The 17,801-nt window shown below is 58.8% G+C and carries 15 protein-coding genes; 6 read left to right on the forward strand and 9 right to left on the reverse strand.

Annotated elements, in window-relative coordinates; translation table 11 throughout:
• Positions 1-56: 56 nt before the first annotated feature.
• A complete protein-coding gene (locus tag ACA055_RS24180; RefSeq protein ID WP_497680916.1) occupies positions 57-839 on the reverse strand; it encodes a PhzF family phenazine biosynthesis protein in 783 nt (260 codons plus the stop codon).
• Between the two features lie 90 nt (positions 840-929).
• Complete coding sequence (gene ybaK / locus ACA055_RS24185; protein ID WP_007971306.1) at positions 930-1,400, reverse strand: Cys-tRNA(Pro) deacylase; 471 nt, start codon at positions 1,398-1,400, stop codon at positions 930-932.
• 370 nt (positions 1,401-1,770) lie between these two features.
• Between ybaK and ACA055_RS24190 the strand changes: the two genes are divergently transcribed.
• The 4 genes from ACA055_RS24190 (at position 1,771) to glpD (ending at position 6,891) form a co-directional block, all read left to right on the forward strand.
• Positions 1,771-2,622: an MIP/aquaporin family protein gene (locus ACA055_RS24190; RefSeq protein ID WP_497680917.1), complete on the forward strand. Its 852-nt coding sequence runs from the start codon at positions 1,771-1,773 to the stop codon at positions 2,620-2,622.
• Between the two features lie 75 nt (positions 2,623-2,697).
• Entirely contained in the window at positions 2,698-4,203 is a 1,506-nt protein-coding gene (gene glpK / locus ACA055_RS24195; RefSeq protein WP_497680918.1) for a glycerol kinase GlpK, read from the forward strand.
• Between the two features lie 95 nt (positions 4,204-4,298).
• On the forward strand, positions 4,299-5,054 hold the full coding sequence (locus tag ACA055_RS24200) for a DeoR/GlpR family transcriptional regulator (protein WP_497680919.1): 756 nt from the start codon (positions 4,299-4,301) through the stop codon (positions 5,052-5,054).
• Positions 5,055-5,352: 298 nt separating this feature from the next.
• Positions 5,353-6,891, forward strand: coding sequence for a glycerol-3-phosphate dehydrogenase (gene glpD / locus ACA055_RS24205; protein WP_497680920.1), 1,539 nt, complete (start codon positions 5,353-5,355; stop codon positions 6,889-6,891).
• 66 nt (positions 6,892-6,957) lie between these two features.
• On the opposite strand, the gene ACA055_RS24210 is transcribed toward glpD, so the two are convergent.
• The 3 genes from ACA055_RS24210 to ACA055_RS24220 all read right to left on the reverse strand — a co-directional run bounded on the left by ACA055_RS24210 (position 6,958) and on the right by ACA055_RS24220 (position 10,651).
• The gene (locus ACA055_RS24210) at positions 6,958-8,064 is read right to left on the reverse strand and encodes an NADH:flavin oxidoreductase/NADH oxidase (RefSeq protein ID WP_497680921.1); all 1,107 of its coding nucleotides are present in this window, start codon (positions 8,062-8,064) and stop codon (positions 6,958-6,960) included.
• A 268-nt stretch (positions 8,065-8,332) separates the two neighbouring features.
• Entirely contained in the window at positions 8,333-10,042 is a 1,710-nt protein-coding gene (recJ, locus tag ACA055_RS24215; RefSeq protein ID WP_497680922.1) for a single-stranded-DNA-specific exonuclease RecJ, read from the reverse strand.
• Positions 10,043-10,108: 66 nt separating this feature from the next.
• Entirely contained in the window at positions 10,109-10,651 is a 543-nt protein-coding gene (locus tag ACA055_RS24220) for a YaeQ family protein (protein ID WP_497680923.1), read from the reverse strand.
• A 147-nt stretch (positions 10,652-10,798) separates the two neighbouring features.
• On the opposite strand from ACA055_RS24220, the gene ACA055_RS24225 reads away from it, so the two are divergent.
• Both ACA055_RS24225 and ACA055_RS24230 read left to right on the forward strand, forming a co-directional pair.
• Positions 10,799-11,998 carry a CaiB/BaiF CoA transferase family protein gene (locus ACA055_RS24225; RefSeq protein WP_497680924.1) on the forward strand — a complete coding sequence of 400 codons (1,200 nt, stop codon included), beginning with the start codon at positions 10,799-10,801 and terminating at the stop codon, positions 11,996-11,998.
• Positions 11,952-12,920: a TIGR02285 family protein gene (locus ACA055_RS24230; protein ID WP_497680925.1), complete on the forward strand. Its 969-nt coding sequence runs from the start codon at positions 11,952-11,954 to the stop codon at positions 12,918-12,920. Before ACA055_RS24225 ends, ACA055_RS24230 begins: the two co-directional genes overlap by 47 nt.
• A gap of 170 nt (positions 12,921-13,090) precedes the next feature.
• On the opposite strand, the gene ACA055_RS24235 is transcribed toward ACA055_RS24230, so the two are convergent.
• The 4 genes from ACA055_RS24235 to ACA055_RS24250 all read right to left on the reverse strand — a co-directional run bounded on the left by ACA055_RS24235 (position 13,091) and on the right by ACA055_RS24250 (position 17,798).
• Positions 13,091-13,378 (reverse strand): DUF3509 domain-containing protein, encoded by a 288-nt coding sequence (locus tag ACA055_RS24235; protein WP_497680926.1) that lies wholly within the window; start codon positions 13,376-13,378, stop codon positions 13,091-13,093.
• Between the two features lie 163 nt (positions 13,379-13,541).
• The gene (locus tag ACA055_RS24240; protein ID WP_497680927.1) at positions 13,542-14,900 is read right to left on the reverse strand and encodes a transporter substrate-binding domain-containing protein; all 1,359 of its coding nucleotides are present in this window, start codon (positions 14,898-14,900) and stop codon (positions 13,542-13,544) included.
• A 117-nt stretch (positions 14,901-15,017) separates the two neighbouring features.
• Positions 15,018-16,427 (reverse strand): threonine synthase, encoded by a 1,410-nt coding sequence (gene thrC / locus ACA055_RS24245; protein ID WP_497680928.1) that lies wholly within the window; start codon positions 16,425-16,427, stop codon positions 15,018-15,020.
• A 66-nt stretch (positions 16,428-16,493) separates the two neighbouring features.
• Positions 16,494-17,798 (reverse strand): homoserine dehydrogenase, encoded by a 1,305-nt coding sequence (locus ACA055_RS24250; protein ID WP_497684479.1) that lies wholly within the window; start codon positions 17,796-17,798, stop codon positions 16,494-16,496.
• Between the last annotated feature and the right edge of the window lie 3 nt (positions 17,799-17,801).

Here is a 17,801-nt window from a genome sequence, read left to right on the forward strand (position 1 = left end):
ATCATTGACTGACACACCGTCTTCGCGAGCAAGCCCGCTCCCGCATTGGATTATGGTCAACCGAGAATCAGCGTTCCGCTTGCAACGAGCGTCGCATTCCCGCCGATCTTCACCCGCTCCCCTTCCAGCCGGCAGAACAACTCCCCACCCCGCGCCGAACACTGATAAGCCGTCAGACTCGACTTACCCAAGCGTTTCGACCAATACGGAATCAAGCTGCAATGGGTAGCGCCAGTCACCGGGTCTTCGTTGATGCCGATCGCCGGGGCGAAGTAACGGGAAACGAAATCGTGCTTGCTGCCCCGCGCAGTCACGATGGCGCCCAGCCACGGCAGTTTCGCCAGAGCCGCCATATCGGGCTGGCAATCGAGCACGGCTTGCTCGGACTCCAGCACTACGAACAATTCATTTGACCCCAGCACATCGACTGCTTCCACACCGAGCGCGCGCTCGACATCCAGGGTCACGCCCACTTCGGACGGCACGATGGCCGGGAAGTCCAGCCACAGCCGCTCGCCGTCACGACTGACACTCAACGGGCCGGACTTGCAGATGAAGTCCAATCGCTCAACCGGCTCTTTATAGATCTCAAACAACACATAAGCGCTGGCCAGGGTCGCATGACCGCACAACGGGACTTCGGTGGTCGGCGTGAACCAACGGATGTGCCAGCCCTGCCCTTCGCGCACCACAAAGGCGGTTTCGGCGAGGTTGTGCTCAGCGGCGATCTTTTGCATCAACTCATCGGCGAGCCAGGCGTCAAGCCGATAGACCATTGCCGGGTTGCCACTGAATGGCCGATCACTGAACGCATCGACCTGGTGAAATTCAAGCTGCATGACCATCTCCTTATGTCCGACCACCGAGCATGAAGCTGCAAGCAACGCTGCACCAGTAGCAGAGCACGCTAATTTTCACCATACAGCGGCTCAAGCACGGCCGATATCGGCGAATTTCGCCTGAGTGTGTTCGGCCAGCACGGCGGGGGCCAATTCGACTTCCAGACCGCGTCGACCGGCGCTGACGAAAATGCTGGCAAAGGGTTGGGCTGAATTATCGATGAATGTGCGCAAGCGCTTCTTTTGCCCCAGCGGACTGATCCCGCCCAGGAGGTAACCAGTGGATCGTTGCGCAGCGGCCGGGTCGGCCATTTCGACTTTTTTCACTCCCGCTGCGTGAGCCAGCCCCTTCAAATCGAGACTTCCGACGACCGGCACGACGGCCACCAACAATTCACCTTTCTCACTGGCGGCCAGCAATGTCTTGAACACCTGCGCCGGGTCCAACCCCAGTTTCTCCGCGGCCTCCAGGCCATAGGACGCTGCCTTTGGATCATGTTCGTAACTGTGCACGCGATGTTCGGCACGAACTTTTTTCAACAAATCCAATGCGGGGGTCATGGCAGCTCCAAGCTTGGCGGCAGATGAAAAACACTGCGCTGGATTCTAGGACATTGATCCAGAAAAGGCTCTATTGCAGCGCTATTTCAAAGACTTGGCGGCGCCGTGTGCCGTCTGTCCAGGTTCTGCCCGACTCGTGAACGATACGATCATTCACGTGAGTAATAGTTTAAATGTGACCGACCGTTCACTTTCGACCTTTGACAGCAGTGTTTCTTGTCTATATTTTTTCGAATGTGAATACTGTACGAATGTATCACTGCAGCACCCAGCCGTAGTCCGAGAACAGGATGGGGATCCTGCCTCGGTGGAAATCGCGCTTTGGCCATGATGAAAGAAGCGCCAGACAAAAACAAAAACGAGGTTTTCAATGACAATTGCTCTACAACAACCATCGCTCTCGAGCCAATGCATGGCCGAGTTTCTGGGTACTGCGCTGTTGATCTTTTTTGGTACGGGTTGCGTTGCTGCGCTCAAGGTCGCGGGCGCCAGCTTTGGCCTGTGGGAAATCAGCATCATCTGGGGTGTTGGCGTGAGCATGGCGATCTACCTGACCGCCGGTGTTTCCGGGGCTCACCTCAATCCTGCCGTCAGCATCGCCCTGAGCATTTTCGCTGATTTCGAAAAGCGCAAATTGCCGTTCTACATTCTCGCCCAGATCGCTGGCGCTTTCTGCGGAGCGTTGTTGGTTTACACGCTGTACAGCAATCTATTCTTCGATTACGAACAAACACATCATATGGTTCGCGGCACTCAGGCCAGCCTTGAACTGGCGTCGGTGTTCTCCACCTTCCCCAACCCCGCCCTGTCCACCGCCCAGGCCTTCCTCGTTGAAGTGATCATCACGGCGATCCTGATGGGCGTGATCATGTCCCTGACCGATGACAACAACGGTTTGCCAAAGGGGCCGCTGGCGCCCTTGCTGATCGGCTTGCTGATCGCGGTGATTGGCAGCTCGATGGGCCCGCTGACCGGTTTTGCGATGAACCCGGCGCGTGATTTCGGTCCCAAGTTAATGACTTTCTTTGCGGGCTGGGGTGAAATTTCCTTCACCGGTGCACGCGACATCCCGTATTTCCTGATTCCGATTTTTGCACCGATTGTCGGTGCCTGCCTCGGTGCTGCCGCTTATCGCGGGCTGATTGCCCGTCATCTGCCCAGCGCCATACCTGCTACAAAGGATGCAACACCTGCCATTGACGGCAAACCAAGAACTTCTTGATACCGTTGGCGCGAGATCCTGCCCACAAGATCGCGCGCCTGACCTCACTCCCTTATTTCGTCCAAGGCAATCGACATGACCGACATTCAGAATAAGAACTACATCATTGCCCTCGATCAGGGTACGACCAGCTCCCGCGCGATCATTTTCGACCGCGACGCGAACGTGGTGTGCACCGCCCAACGTGAATTCGCCCAGCATTACCCGCAAGCCGGTTGGGTCGAACATGACCCGATGGAAATCTTCGCTACCCAAAGCGCCGTGATGGTCGAGGCCCTGGCTCAAGCCGGCCTGCATCACGACCAGGTCGCAGCCATCGGCATCACCAACCAGCGTGAAACCACTGTGGTCTGGGACAAGACCACCGGCCGGCCGATCTACAACGCGATCGTCTGGCAATGCCGACGCAGCACCGAGATCTGCCAGCAACTCAAGCGCGACGGTCACGAGCAATACATCAGCGAAACCACAGGCCTGGTCACTGACCCGTACTTCTCCGGCACCAAACTCAAGTGGATCCTCGACAACGTCGAAGGCAGCCGTGAACGAGCGCGCAAGGGCGAACTGCTGTTCGGCACCATCGACAGCTGGCTGATCTGGAAATTTACCGGCGGCAAAGTACACGTCACCGACTACACCAACGCCTCGCGCACCATGCTCTTCAACATCCACACCCTGGAGTGGGATGCGAAGATGCTGGAGGTGCTGGATATCCCGCGTGAAATGTTGCCGGAAGTTAAATCGTCGTCGGAAATCTACGGCCACACCAAAAGCGGCATCGCCATCGGCGGCATTGCCGGCGACCAGCAAGCGGCCCTGTTCGGCCAGATGTGCGTAGAGCCGGGCCAGGCGAAAAACACCTATGGCACCGGTTGCTTCCTGCTGATGAATACCGGTAACAAAGCGGTGAAATCAAAGCACGGCATGTTGACTACTATCGCGTGCGGCCCGCGTGGCGAAGTGTCCTACGCGCTGGAAGGCGCGGTATTCAACGGTGGCTCTACCGTTCAGTGGCTGCGTGACGAGTTGAAAATCATCAACGACGCCCACGACACCGAATACTTCGCCAACAAGGTCAAGGACAGCAACGGCGTCTACCTGGTACCGGCCTTCACCGGTCTGGGCGCTCCGTACTGGGACCCGTATGCCCGTGGCGCTTTGTTCGGCCTGACTCGCGGCGTACGCGTGGATCACATTATTCGTGCAGCACTTGAGTCGATTGCCTACCAGACCCGCGACGTTCTGGACGCCATGCAGCAGGACTCCGGCGAACGCCTCAAAGCCCTGCGCGTAGACGGCGGCGCGGTAGCCAACAACTTCCTGATGCAATTCCAGGCCGACATCCTGGGTACTCAGGTAGAGCGTCCGCAAATGCGCGAAACCACAGCACTTGGCGCGGCTTACCTGGCTGGCCTGGCGTGTGGCTTCTGGGGCAGCCTGGACGAATTGCGCGGCAAGGCAGTGATCGAGCGCGAATTTGAACCGGCCCTGGACGAAACCGCGAAGGAAAAACTCTACGCCGGCTGGAAAAAAGCCGTCAGCCGAACCCGCGACTGGGAACCTCATGAGGGCGCTGAATAAGCCAAGCTGAGGACTCGTATCCGTATGTAACTGGTCGGGAGCAGATTCCTGCGGCATCATGGGCAAATTTTGCACGGCAGCCCAAAGGAAGCCCCATGAATCTGCCTCCCCGTCAGCAACAAATCCTCGAACTGGTCCGGGAACGCGGCTATGTCAGCATCGAGGAAATGGCTCAGCTGTTCGTCGTTACACCGCAAACCATCCGCCGCGATATCAATCAGCTGGCGGAAGCCAATTTGTTGCGTCGCTACCACGGCGGCGCAGCCTATGATTCCAGCGTCGAAAACACCGCCTACGCCATGCGTGCCGATCAGATGCGCGATGAAAAGCAGCGTATCGGCGAGGCCATTGCGGCCCAGATTCCCGACCATGCCTCGCTGTTCATCAACATCGGTACAACGACCGAATCGATTGCCCGGGCGCTGCTCAATCACAACCACCTGAAGATCATTACCAACAACCTGCATGTGGCCTCGATGCTCAGTGCCAAGGACGACTTCGACGTTCTGCTGACCGGTGGCAACGTGCGGCGTGACGGCGGTGTGGTCGGTCAAGCCAGTGTCGACTTCATCAACCAGTTCAAGGTCGACTTCGCCCTGGTCGGCATCAGCGGTATCGATGAAGACGGCAGTCTGCTGGACTTCGATTATCAGGAAGTGCGGGTGTCCCAGGCGATCATCGCCAACGCCCGGAAAGTGATCCTCGCCGCTGACTCCAGCAAGTTCGGGCGCAATGCTATGATTCGTCTGGGGCCGATCAGTCTGATTGATTGCCTGGTGACTGATCAGCAGCCTGTGCCGGCCTTGGCGCAGTTGTTGAGTCAGCACAAGATTCGGTTGGAAGTGGTGTAAATCTAACCCTGCCATTTGCGGTGCCTGTACCGGCGCCTTCGTGAGCAAGCCCGCTCCCACAGGTTATGCACTAATCCTGTGGGAGCGGGCTTGCTTGCGAAAACAATCGCCCGCGCACTGCACCTCCCCCGCCCTACCCCTCGTCTGAATGTTCGCAAATTTTCCTTTAACCGCCCTTCGATCAGTATTTTCAATCGAAGTTGACTGGCTGTGCGCGCGTTTATGGGCTACCATTTTCGCAAATGAACATTAATGTTCGAATTCAAATATCGAAATCTAAAAAAACCGAGGCCAGCCGATGCCCACTTCTACCTTGCCTACGCCCCCTCTCGCCGAGGTCTACGATATCGCCGTCATCGGTGGTGGGATCAATGGCGTGGGGATCGCAGCGGACGCCGCGGGCCGCGGCCTTTCGGTATTCCTTTGCGAAAAGGACGATCTGGCCAGCCACACTTCTTCGGCCAGCAGCAAGCTGATCCACGGTGGCCTGCGCTACCTGGAACATTACGAATTCCGCCTGGTGCGTGAAGCCCTGGCCGAACGCGAAGTGCTGTTGGCCAAGGCACCGCATATCGTCAAGCAGATGCGCTTCGTGTTGCCGCACCGCCCGCACTTGCGTCCGGCATGGATGATCCGCGCCGGCCTGTTCCTGTATGACCACCTCGGCAAACGGGAAAAACTTGAAGGTTCGAAAAGCCTGAAGTTCGGCCCGGACAGCCCGCTGAAAAGCGAAATCACCAAAGGCTTCGAATACTCCGATTGCTGGGTCGACGATGCTCGCCTGGTGGTGCTGAACGCCATGGCCGCCCGCGAGAAAGGCGCCCACGTTCATACCCAGACGCGCTGCGTCAGCGCTCGTCGCACCAAAGGTCTGTGGCACCTGCATCTGGAACGCGCCGATGGCAGCCTGTTTTCGATCCGCGCCAAGGCGCTGGTGAATGCGGCCGGCCCATGGGTCGCCAAGTTCATCCGTGACGACCTGAAGATGGAATCGCCCTACGGCATCCGTCTGATCCAGGGTAGCCACCTGATCGTGCCAAAACTGTATGAAGGCGAACACGCGCACATTCTGCAAAACGAAGATCAGCGCATCGTGTTCACCATCCCGTACCTGAACCACTTCACCCTGATCGGCACCACTGACCGCGAGTACATCGGCGATCCGGCTGCAGTGGCGATTACCGAAGGCGAAACCGACTACCTGCTCAAAGTGGTCAACTCCCATTTCAAGAAACGCATCAGCCGCGACGATATCCTGCACAGCTATTCCGGTGTTCGTCCGCTGTGCAACGACGAATCCGACAACCCGTCGGCCGTTACCCGCGACTACACCCTGGCGCTGTCGGGCAGTGGCGAAGAAGCACCGCTGCTGTCGGTGTTCGGCGGCAAGCTGACCACTTACCGCAAACTGGCCGAGTCGGCGCTGGCGCAACTGGCGCCGTACTTCAAGGACATCAAGCCTAGCTGGACGGCCAGTGCTACGCTGCCGGGTGGCGAAGACATGACCACCCCGCAGGCGCTGAGCTCGCTGATCCGCGACAGGTTCGACTGGGTGCCGACAGAGATCTCGCGCCGCTGGGCCACCACCTACGGCAGCCGTACCTGGCGCATGCTTGAAGGCGTGCAGAACCTGAGCGATCTGGGTGAACACATCGGCGGCGGTCTTTACACCCGCGAAGTCGATTACTTGTGCAGCGAAGAGTGGGCGACCAGCGCGCACGACATTCTGTGGCGTCGCAGCAAACTCGGGTTGTTCACCACCCCGGCGGAACAGGAAAAACTCAAGGACTACCTGAACAGGGTCGAACAGAACCGCAGCAAGATCGAAGCGGCCTGATCGAAACCCGCTCAAACGAAAGCCCCTGAATCTCGCGATTCAGGGGCTTTTTCATGTCAGCAGATTTTAGTCACGCAAGTCCGACTCATGTATGGGCTGATCCCGATGGGTTGCCCGCTGGTATTGCGCCGGCCAGATTGCCTTGTGCCCTCCCAGGTCATCATCGGCATGCAGCGGCCAGTACGGATCACGCAACAGCTCGCGAGCGAGGAAGATGATGTCAGCCTGACAGGTTCGCAGAATGTGCTCGGCCTGCGCCGGTTCGGTAATCATTCCTACGGTGCCGGTGGCAATGCCTGACTCCTTGCGCACACGCTCGGCGAAGCGCGTCTGATAACCAGGCCCTGTGGGAATCTCGGCGTTAACCGCCGTACCGCCCGACGACACATCGATCAGGTCCACACCCAAATCTTTGAGGCGCCGCGCCAGCTCGACGGTTTCATCGGGGTTCCAGCCATCTTCCACCCAGTCGGTGGCCGACACGCGCACAAACACCGGTAACTCTTCGGGCCAGACTGCACGCACCGCTTCGGTGACTTGCAAGACCAGCCGAATGCGATTCTCAAACGAGCTGCCGTATTGATCACGTCGCTGATTACTCAGCGGGGACAGGAACTGGTGCAGCAAGTAACCGTGGGCGGCATGTATTTCGACTACTTTGAAGCCGGCGACCAGCGCCCGTTTGGCCGAATCGACGAAGGCCTGAATCACTTCAGCGATCTGGCCTTCATCGAGTTGTTTGGGTTGAGTGTGCTGTGGGTCGAAAGCGATCGGCGAAGGACCGACCGGGACCCAGCCGCCCTCATCAGGCTTGACGCTGCCATGCTTGCCAAGCCACGGACGATAGGTGCTGGCCTTACGCCCGGCGTGGGCCAACTGGATGCCGGCAACGGCGCCCTGAGCGGCGATGAAGCGGGTAATACGCTGCAGCGGTTCGATCTGTTCATCGTTCCACAGGCCGAGATCCTCGGCAGTGATGCGGCCGTCGGCGGTCACCGCCGTGGCTTCGGTAAACACCAGCCCGGCCCCGCCGACAGCGCGGCTGCCGAGGTGGACCAGGTGCCAGTCGTTGGCCAGGCCATCGACGCTGGAGTACTGGCACATCGGCGATACCGCAATGCGGTTGAGCAGGGTCAATTGGCGAAGGGTATAGGGTTCAAGCAGCAGACTCATGGGGCACCTCTCGAATCAGTGGGCAGGCTCCAGGGTTCTGTTTGAAAAGTCGACGAGTGACAGGAAAAAGGTGCAACACCCGCCCCCGCGGGTAAAAGATTCGACAAGACGTCACAAGGCCAATCAAGCAGTGCTTAGAGCCTAGTCGACAACGAGGGATGCGGGAGGGTTCAGATGGATTGGGCGTGACGGAAGTCGCTTTCGCGGGCTAGCCCTCGCTCCTACGGATCACATAAACCTGTAGAAGCAAGGCTTGCCCGCGAAGGGTTTAACGCGGTTCGATATGGGCAATCATCAACTGAACGGTTTCATTTCCACGAAACTCGTTGAGGTCGAGTTTGTAGGCCAGTTCCACCCATTTGATAGTCGGATTCGGCCAGATATCACGGTCGATACCAAAGGCAATGCCATCGAGTTTGACCGAGCCACATTCGCTTTTGAGCACCACTTTAAGGTGTCGCTCGCCGACGACGCGCTGCTCGACCAACTGAAACACCCCATGAAACAAGGGCTCCGGGAAGTGCTGCCCCCAAGGGCCGGCGTGGCGTAAGGCGCGAGCCAGTTCGAGGTGGAACTCTTCGACCGCCAGGGTTCCGTCCGACAGCAGGCGCCCGGTCAGGTCTTCTTCGCGCAATTGCCTACGCACTTCAGCGTCAAAGGCTTCGGCGAACAGCGGAAAATTCGCTTCCGGCAGCGTCAGGCCGGCCGCCATCGCATGGCCGCCGTACTTGCTGATCAGGTTCGGATGCTGCGCTGCCACCACGCTCAAGGCATCGCGAATATGAAAGCCCTGGACCGAACGCCCCGAGCCCTTGAGCAAACCATCTCCTGCATCGGCAAAGGCAATTGTCGGGCGGAAATATCGTTCTTTCATACGCGACGCGAGGATTCCGATGACACCCTGGTGCCACTCGGGATCGAACAGGCACAAACCAAACGGCATCGAATCCACCGGCAAATCCTTGAGCTGAGCCAGTGCTTCACGCTGCATGCCCTGCTCGATGGATTTACGGTCCTGGTTCATGCCATCCAGTTGCACCGCCATCTCACGCGCCATACCGGCGTCTTCGGTGAGCAGGCATTCGATGCCCAGGCTCATGTCATCCAGCCGTCCCGCCGCGTTCAGGCGCGGGCCGACGATGAACCCCAGATCCGTGGAGGTGATGCGCGCATGATCACGCTTGGCCACTTCGAGGATCGCCTTGATCCCCGGTCGGGCGCGGCCGGCGCGAATCCGCTCCAACCCTTGATGCACCAGAATCCGGTTGTTGGCATCCAGCGGCACCACGTCGGCAACGCTGCCCAAGGCGACCAGATCCAGCAATTCGCCGATGTTCGGCTGTGGCTTGCTCTCGTACCATCCCAGGCTGCGCAACCGCGCACGCAAGGCCATCAGTACGTAGAAAATAACCCCGACACCGGCCAGCGCTTTGCTCGGAAACTCGCAACCTGGCTGGTTCGGGTTAACGATGGCATCGGCCAAGGGCAGTTCATCGCCGGGCAAATGGTGATCGGTGACCAGAACCTTGAGTCCGGCCTTTTTCGCCGCTGCCACGCCGTCGACGCTGGAGATGCCGTTGTCCACGGTAATCAGCAACTGCGGTGTGCGGGTCAGCGCCACTTCGACGATTTCCGGGGTCAGGCCGTAGCCATACTCGAATCGGTTGGGCACCAGATAATCGACGTGCGCCGCGCCCAGCAGGCGCAAACCCAACACGCCCACGGTACTGGCCGTCGCGCCATCGGCGTCGAAGTCGCCGACGATCAGAATCCGCTGCCGCTGCTCCAGCGCCACCACCAGCAGATCCACGGCGGCGTCGATGCCTTTGAGCTGCTGGAACGGGATCAGCCGCGCCAGGCTCTTGTCCAGTTCGGCTTCGGACTGCACGCCCCGCGCCGCATACAGGCGGGTCAGTAGCGGCGGCAGATCACCGAGGAATGGCAGGGTGTCGGGCAACAGGCGAGGTTCGATGCGCATGGGGTGACAGGTGCTTCTCTTGAATACGTAGGATAAAACCGGGTGACGCGAACCAGCGGCGAAAAATCAGCCGCGTTCGCCGCTCAACCACTGCAACTGGACTTCGTGCTGACCACGGTCGTCGGTAACGAAAATCGTCCCTTCGCTGATCATCACGTCCCACTTGATAACGCGAGGCATGTCTTTGGCCAGGGTCTCGAGGATTTCCTGCGGCACCGCGGCGATATGCACGTTTTTCAGGTTTTTGATCGCCGGGATCACTTTGGTTTCCCAGACGCGCAGGCTGCCGTAGGCCAGCAGGCTGGTGCGCTCGGTGCGGCGCGAGCACCAGGTCAGGCGATCGGCGTCCGGCTGGCCGACTTCGATCCAGTGCAGGACACGGTCGTCCAGGCTCTTTTCCCACAAGGCAGGTTCATCCACGTCCGACAGACCGCGGCCAAACGACAGCTGCTCGTTGTACCAGAAGGCGTAGGCCAGCAGCCGCACGGTCATGCGTTCTTCGGTTTCCGAAGGGTGACGGGCGATGGTCTGCTTCACGGTCTCGTAGATGCTGTGGTCGAGGTCGGTGAGGTTCAGTTCAAACTTGTAGGTCGTGGACGGCTGGGCCATGAACGGGCTTCTTGATACGTGGAAAGGCCGCAAGTCTAACCGATGCGGCAGGCAATCAACGAATTGAAGGCGATCAACCTTGGGCGACTGACGTTCGGCTATGTTAAAACCCTCTACCCGCTCAGCCTTTGTCCTACAGGATCCAGTATGCCGTTCACCGCCAAACCACTCTCAGGTCTGAAAGTCATCGAATTGGGCACCTTGATCGCCGGCCCGTTTGCCTCGCGTATTTGTGGTGAGTTCGGTGCCGACGTGATCAAGGTCGAATCCCCGGACGGCGGCGATCCGTTGCGCAAATGGCGCAAGCTGTATGAAGGCACCTCGTTGTGGTGGTTCGTTCAGGCGCGTAACAAGAAGTCCCTGACACTGAACCTCAAACACCCGGACGGCCTGGCGATCCTGAAAAAACTGCTCAGCGAAGCGGACATCCTGATCGAGAATTTTCGCCCTGGCGTGTTGGAAAAACTCGGTCTGGGCTGGGAAGTCTTGCACGCGCTGAACCCGAAACTGGTGATGGTGCGTCTTTCGGGCTTCGGCCAGACCGGACCGATGAAAGATCAGCCCGGATTTGGCGCGGTCGGTGAATCCATGGGCGGCCTGCGCTACATCACCGGGTTCGAGGATCGTCCGCCGGTGCGCACCGGGATTTCCATCGGCGACTCGATTGCCGCGCTCTGGGGTGTGATCGGTGCGTTGATGGCCTTGCGTCATCGCGAGGTCAACGGTGGTCAGGGGCAAGTAGTAGATGTGGCGCTGTATGAAGCGATTTTCGCAATGATGGAAAGCATGGTTCCGGAGTTCGACGTATTCGGTTTCATCCGCGAACGTACCGGCAACATCATGCCGGGCATTACGCCCTCCTCGATCCACACCAGCGCCGACGGCAAACATGTGCAGATCGGCGCCAATGGCGATGCGATCTTCAAACGCTTCATGCTGATCATCGGCCGGGAGGATCTGGCCAACGACCCGGTGCTGGCCAGCAACGATGGCCGCGACAGCCGTCGTGACGAGATTTACGGGGTCATCGATCGCTGGGTCAATTCGCTGCCACTGGACACGATCATCGAGCAGTTGAATCAGGCCGAAGTACCGGCCAGCCGGATCTTCAGCGCCGAAGACATGTTCAGCGATCCGCAGTACCTGGCCCGGGAAATGTTCCTCAAAGCCAAGCTGCCGGACGGCAAAGATTTCAAGATGCCGGGAATCGTGCCGAAACTCTCAGAGACACCTGGCACTTCAGAATGGGTCGGGCCGCAGTTGGGCGAACACAATGCTCAGGTACTCAACGATCTTGGCTATGACAAGGAACAGATCGCAAAGCTGCGTGAAGACGGGGCCATCTAAGCTGAGGCGCCTGTTTGCGCGGCCCATCAAGCACAGCCTGACGCGCGGTGGGCGAGTATTGTGCGCGTTCGCGGTTTTCCTCTTGCTCGCCGGCCAGGCTCCGTCAACGTTGGCGCAACCGAAGGAAACCCTGATCTGGCTGTTGCGCGATCTTCCGCCGCTGATGATTTTCGAAGGCTCGAAAAAGGGCCAGGGGGTCATCGATCAACTACTGCCGCTATTGATCGCCGGCATGCCGCAGTACCAGCACAGCCTGCTGAGGGTCAATCGCGCTCGCGGACTGCAAATGCTTCACGAGCCATCCCTGACATGCGATGCGGCGCTGAACTGGAGCAAGGAACGCGCTACCTGGATCGCGTTTTCCGTTCCGGTCTTTCGGGCCATGAGTAATGGTCTGGCGGTGCGGCGCGTTGATCGAGAAGTACTGACGCCCTTTATCAAGGACGGTGAAGTGGACCTGGCGGCCCTGCTCGCCAGCGGCCACGAGAAGCTGGGCATTATTGCCGAGCGCAATTACGGCGAGTATCTCGATGCGCTGCTCAAACAAGCGCCGGCCAACTCGCTGACCCTCCACTACGGCAATGACGCCTTGGGCAGCCTGTTGCAAATGCAACGGCTGGGCCGCTTGCGGATGCTGTTGGGGTATCGCTCGGAAATTCGCTACCAGGCCCAACAGCAAGGGATCGCCGAGGATGAATTGCAGTTCTTCCCGATTCACGGCACAGGCAAATACCTGTCCGGCTACATCGGCTGTACCGACACCCCTCAAGGCCGGCAGGCGATCACCGAAATCAACCAACTACTGCACAACCTGCCCCACGATCACTTGAGCGAGGCCTACGCCGCGTGGCTGGACCCGGAAAGTCGCAGCGACTACCTGGAAGCCAGCCGGGTATTTTTCGAGCAGCAGGCTCGGCAATGACAAATCGCAGGCAAAAAGAAACCCCGAGAAGTGGGGAGACGACTCGGGGTTAAACGTGGCCTACATAAAGACCAGTGGCAGCAAGCTACAAGCACCGGAGCACAATGCTTGATCCTGCTGTTACATGGTCTGACTGACCTTGGTGCAGGAAGGTTCCCACAAAAAACAATTCAATTTCGGCTGGGCAGGATCTTGTCCTGGGCAGCATTGCGTAACGCCGCGATAACGCAGGGCTCCAAGCGTCCCTCGGCGATCAGCACGTCGCGATGCAAGCCGTCGACCACATCCGTCAGCAGACGCTTATCGGTCAACTGGGCCTGATTGAACTCCCTTTCGACCACGATGGCGCCGGTCGCATTTTTCAGTGTCACCAGGCATTCGCCATGGGTTCCCGACGGGGTCAACGTCACTTGATACGGGCTCAGAGCCTCACCGAGCAATAGACTGATACTTTCCATCTCGATCACCACTCAATAGTCCGAAAACAAAGTGCCTGGGGCATGTCTAGATTAAATGACCACTGGTCCGAGTAGAAAGTTCTGGATATCAATGGCAGGAGAACCCTGCGTCGCTGCTCGATAGAGCATGCACGGCAAAGATGACAGGGAAAAAACAGTCAGTTCACACCTCACTCGTACGCTTGCCGATATCAACCCATCCGCCCAACAGTCCGCGCAATTGTCCGTCGGCACTGTAAAACGGCACCGTCCACTGGTAGATGTCCCTGACGCCGTGCTTGAACAGCAATTGACGTTCACTGAAGCGGGGCTTGCGTGTATGAAGCTGGGTCAGGAACTCTGCATGCAGCCGTGCGGCGGTCTCTTTGGGCAACACATCAAGCTCGATCAACTGCCGCCCCTGGATCTGATCGAAGCGGGTCGAAAAACCCTCCTCATAACTTTTGTTGCACATGATCAAACGCGCGTCCAGATCACGAACAAACATCGGATCGGGCATGGCGTCCATCAACGCATGCTGAAACGCCAGTTGATCACGAAGATCCTTTTCGGCGTTCAGCCGCTGTTGGATCAGCGCGGCGAGCCGACGATTCCAGAGCATGGAAAGCACCGCGAATACGCTCGCGATAAACACGCCCCAACAACCCCACTGCATAAACCGTTGCCAGGCAGTGGGCACCTGCACCGGGATAATTCCATTGAGCCATTTCAGGCGAATGGCCCGCAATTCGGCAGGAGGAAAGGCCTCAAGCGCCTTGTTGAGGATGCTCAACAACTGCATCTGCCCTTCACGGACCGCCAGGTGATCGGCCTCCCACTTTCCCTCCACCATGTGTCCCACCTTGAGCTGCCCCAACGGATAGAGTTGTGCCCCGATTTCGTTTTCGATGGTGGCATAGGCTTCGCCACTTTCGACCAGCGCCCGGGCCTCGGCGTAGGTTTTGACCGAGCGCAATTCGATGGCCGGATAGTCACGGCGAATCACCGTCTCGAGTGCATGTCCGGCCGGCAGTACCAGTACGCGTTTCGATAGCTGCGCCAGGGATTGCACCTGCGGCGCATCTGCATGGCCGACGAACACCCAGCCTGCGCCTCCGAACGCATGGCTGAAATCCAGGAAGGCCTTGCGCTCATCATTCATGGCCAGCGTCGTGCTCATATCCGCCGACCCGCTTTCCAGACGCCCCAGCAACTGGTCGGTGGAAAACGTCTCTTCATGCACGAATCGCAAACCGGTCATGGTGCTGATGCGATTGAGCACATCGATGTTCAACCCGTTCCAGTGCCCGTGCTCATCCTTGAACAAGTACCGCGGATATTGCGTCGACGCGACAATGACTCGGGGGTGCTCTGCAATCCATTGGCGCTCCTGTGCGTCCAGCTCGATCATTGCACCTGCGACTGCGCCCCGGGCTTCAGGAATCGCCAGGTGCGCCGCCACCGCCCAATGAGCAAAGCCCAGCAGAGCGCCGACCAAAAACATCCAGCACGCGGCTGGCTTGAACCCTCTGAAAAACAGCATGCCACTTCCTTGATGATCGACTCGCCCGTCCTTTGGGCGAAAACCTGGCAAGTTTGGCATGCGCAAATGAAAAAGCCCGTCAGGAGACGGGCTTCAAAATGTGACAGGTTTTGCCGGTTACAGCGGCTTGCCGCGGTTGCCATGCTGACTGACAAAGGCCTGCACGGCTTTCAGGTCATTCGGCAACACGGTGCAACGCTCATCTCGCTCAAACAAATCAGAAAGATGTAGAGGCAGTTCGAGTGCTTTTCCTACACCGGCTTTTTCCACGGCATCCGGGAATTTGACCGGGTGAGCGGTTCCCAGGATCACCATTGGAATATCCAGGCTGCGACGGCATTCCCGTGCCGCCTTGACGCCGATGGCAGTGTGCGGATCCAGCAACTCGCCCGTCTGCTCATAGACTTCGGCGATGGTTTCGCAGGTTTGCGCGTCATCCACCGCCAACGAGTCGAACAGCTTGCGGGCTTCGGTCCAGCGCTCCTCTTCGACGCTGAAACCACCGCCCTGCTTGAAGCTGTCCATCAGCCCGGCAATCGCTGCGCCGTTGCGACCGTGCAGGTCGAACAGCAGGCGTTCGAAGTTTGACGAGACCATGATGTCCATGGACGGCGACAGCGTGGCGTGCAGGGTTTCCTTGACGTACTGGTTGCCGCTCATGAAGCGGTGCAGGATGTCGTTGCGGTTGGTAGCGACGATCAACTGGTTGATCGGCAGGCCCATGTTGCGTGCCAGGTAACCGGCGAAAATATCGCCGAAGTTGCCGGTAGGCACCGAGAACGATACCGAACGTGCCGGGCCGCCCAACTGCAGGGCTGCATGGAAGTAGTAAACGATCTGGGCCATGATCCGCGCCCAGTTGATCGAGTTCACCGCAACCAGGCGAGTGCCCTTGAGGAAGCTCTGGTCGGCGAAGCTCGCCTTGACCATTTCCTGGCAGTCATCGAAGTTGCCTTCGATGGCGATGTTGTGGATGTTCTCGCCGAAGATCGTGGTCATCTGGCGACGCTGCACTTCGGACACGCGGTTGTGCGGGTGCAGGATGAAGATGTCGACGTTTTCGCAGTGCTTGCAGCCTTCGATGGCGGCCGAACCGGTGTCACCCGAGGTGGCGCCGACAATCACCACGCGCTCGCCGCGCTTTTCCAGCACGTAGTCGAGCAAGCGACCGAGCAGTTGCAGGGCGAAGTCCTTGAACGCCAGGGTCGGGCCGTGGAACAGCTCCAGCACCCATTCGTTGCCGTTCAGCTGACGCAATGGTGCCACGGCATTGTGGGAAAACACGCCGTACGTTTCTTCAAGAATCTTTTTGAAATCGGCATCAGGGATACTGCCGGTGACGAACGGGCGCATCACCCGGAAGGCCAGCTCGTGATATGGCAGGCCGGCCCAGGAAGCGATTTCTTCCTGGGTAAAACGTGGCAGGTTTTCCGGCACGTACAGGCCGCCGTCAGTGGCTAAACCTGCCAGCAGGACGTCTTCGAAATTCAGGGCCGGTGCCTGGCCGCGGGTACTGATATAACGCATGACTGGCTCCAATAGACAGTGTTCGCAAACCCGGGCCCGCACGCGAGCCCGGTGAACGATAACGGCTTAGTTCAGGTGCTCGACGCGGATCCGTACAACCGGACCGACCACGCCAGCCAAGGCTTCCAGGGCGGCGATCGCGTCGTTCATGTGCTGTTCCAGCACGCGGTGGGTCAGCAGGATCATCGGCACCAGGCCATCGTGTTCTTCGACTTCCTTCTGCATGATCGATTCGATGTTGATGCCGCGCTCCGACAGGATGCTCGCCACTTGAGCCAGTACACCCGGATGATCCTTGGCCTGGATGCGCAAGTAGTAGGCGCTTTCGCAGGCTTCGATTGGCAGGATCGGGTGAGCCGACAGCGAATCCGGCTGGAAAGCCAGGTGCGGTACGCGGTTTTCCGGGTCGGACGTCATCGCACGAACCACATCGACCAGATCGGCGATGACCGACGACGCGGTCGGCTCCATGCCGGCACCAGCGCCGTAGAACAGGGTCGAACCGGCAGCATCACCGTTGACCATCACCGCGTTCATCACACCGTTGACGTTGGCGATCAGGCGATCGGCCGGGATCAGCGTCGGGTGTACGCGCAGTTCGATACCGGCGGAGGTGCTGCGGGCCACGCCCAAATGCTTGATGCGATAGCCCAGCGCTTCGGCGTAGTTCACGTCAGCGGTGGTCAGCTTGGTGATGCCTTCGGTGTAAGCCTTGTCGAACTGCAGCGGGATGCCGAATGCGATGGACGCCAGGATCGTCAGCTTGTGTGCTGCATCGATTCCTTCGACGTCGAAGGTCGGATCAGCTTCGGCGTAACCCAGGGCTTGCGCCTCGGCGAGTACATCTTCGAAGTTCCGGCCCTTTTCGCGCATTTCGGTGAGGATGAAGTTACCGGTGCCGTTGATGATACCGGCGACCCAGTTGATGCGGTTGGCAGACAGGCCCTCGCGGATAGCCTTGATCACCGGGATGCCACCCGCCACGGCCGCTTCGAACGCAACGATCACGCCCTTCTCGCGAGCCTTGGCGAAAATTTCATTACCGTGAACGGCGATCAGTGCCTTGTTCGCGGTGACCACATGCTTGCCATTCTCGATGGCCTTGAGTACCAGCTCACGGGCAACGGTGTAGCCGCCCACTAGCTCTATAACGATGTCGATCTCAGGGTTCGTGGCCACTTCGAAGACATCGGTGGTAATCGCAATACCGGTCGTTTGGAACTGAGGCTTTGGCGTGCGCATGGCAATTTGTGCCACTTCGATTCCACGCCCGGCACGACGAGCAATTTCCTCGGCGTTACGCTGAAGTACGTTGAAGGTACCGCCACCGACGGTCCCTAACCCACAGATGCCTACTTTGACCGGTTTCACTGT

Source organism: Pseudomonas sp. LBUM1657, from assembly GCF_059716075.1.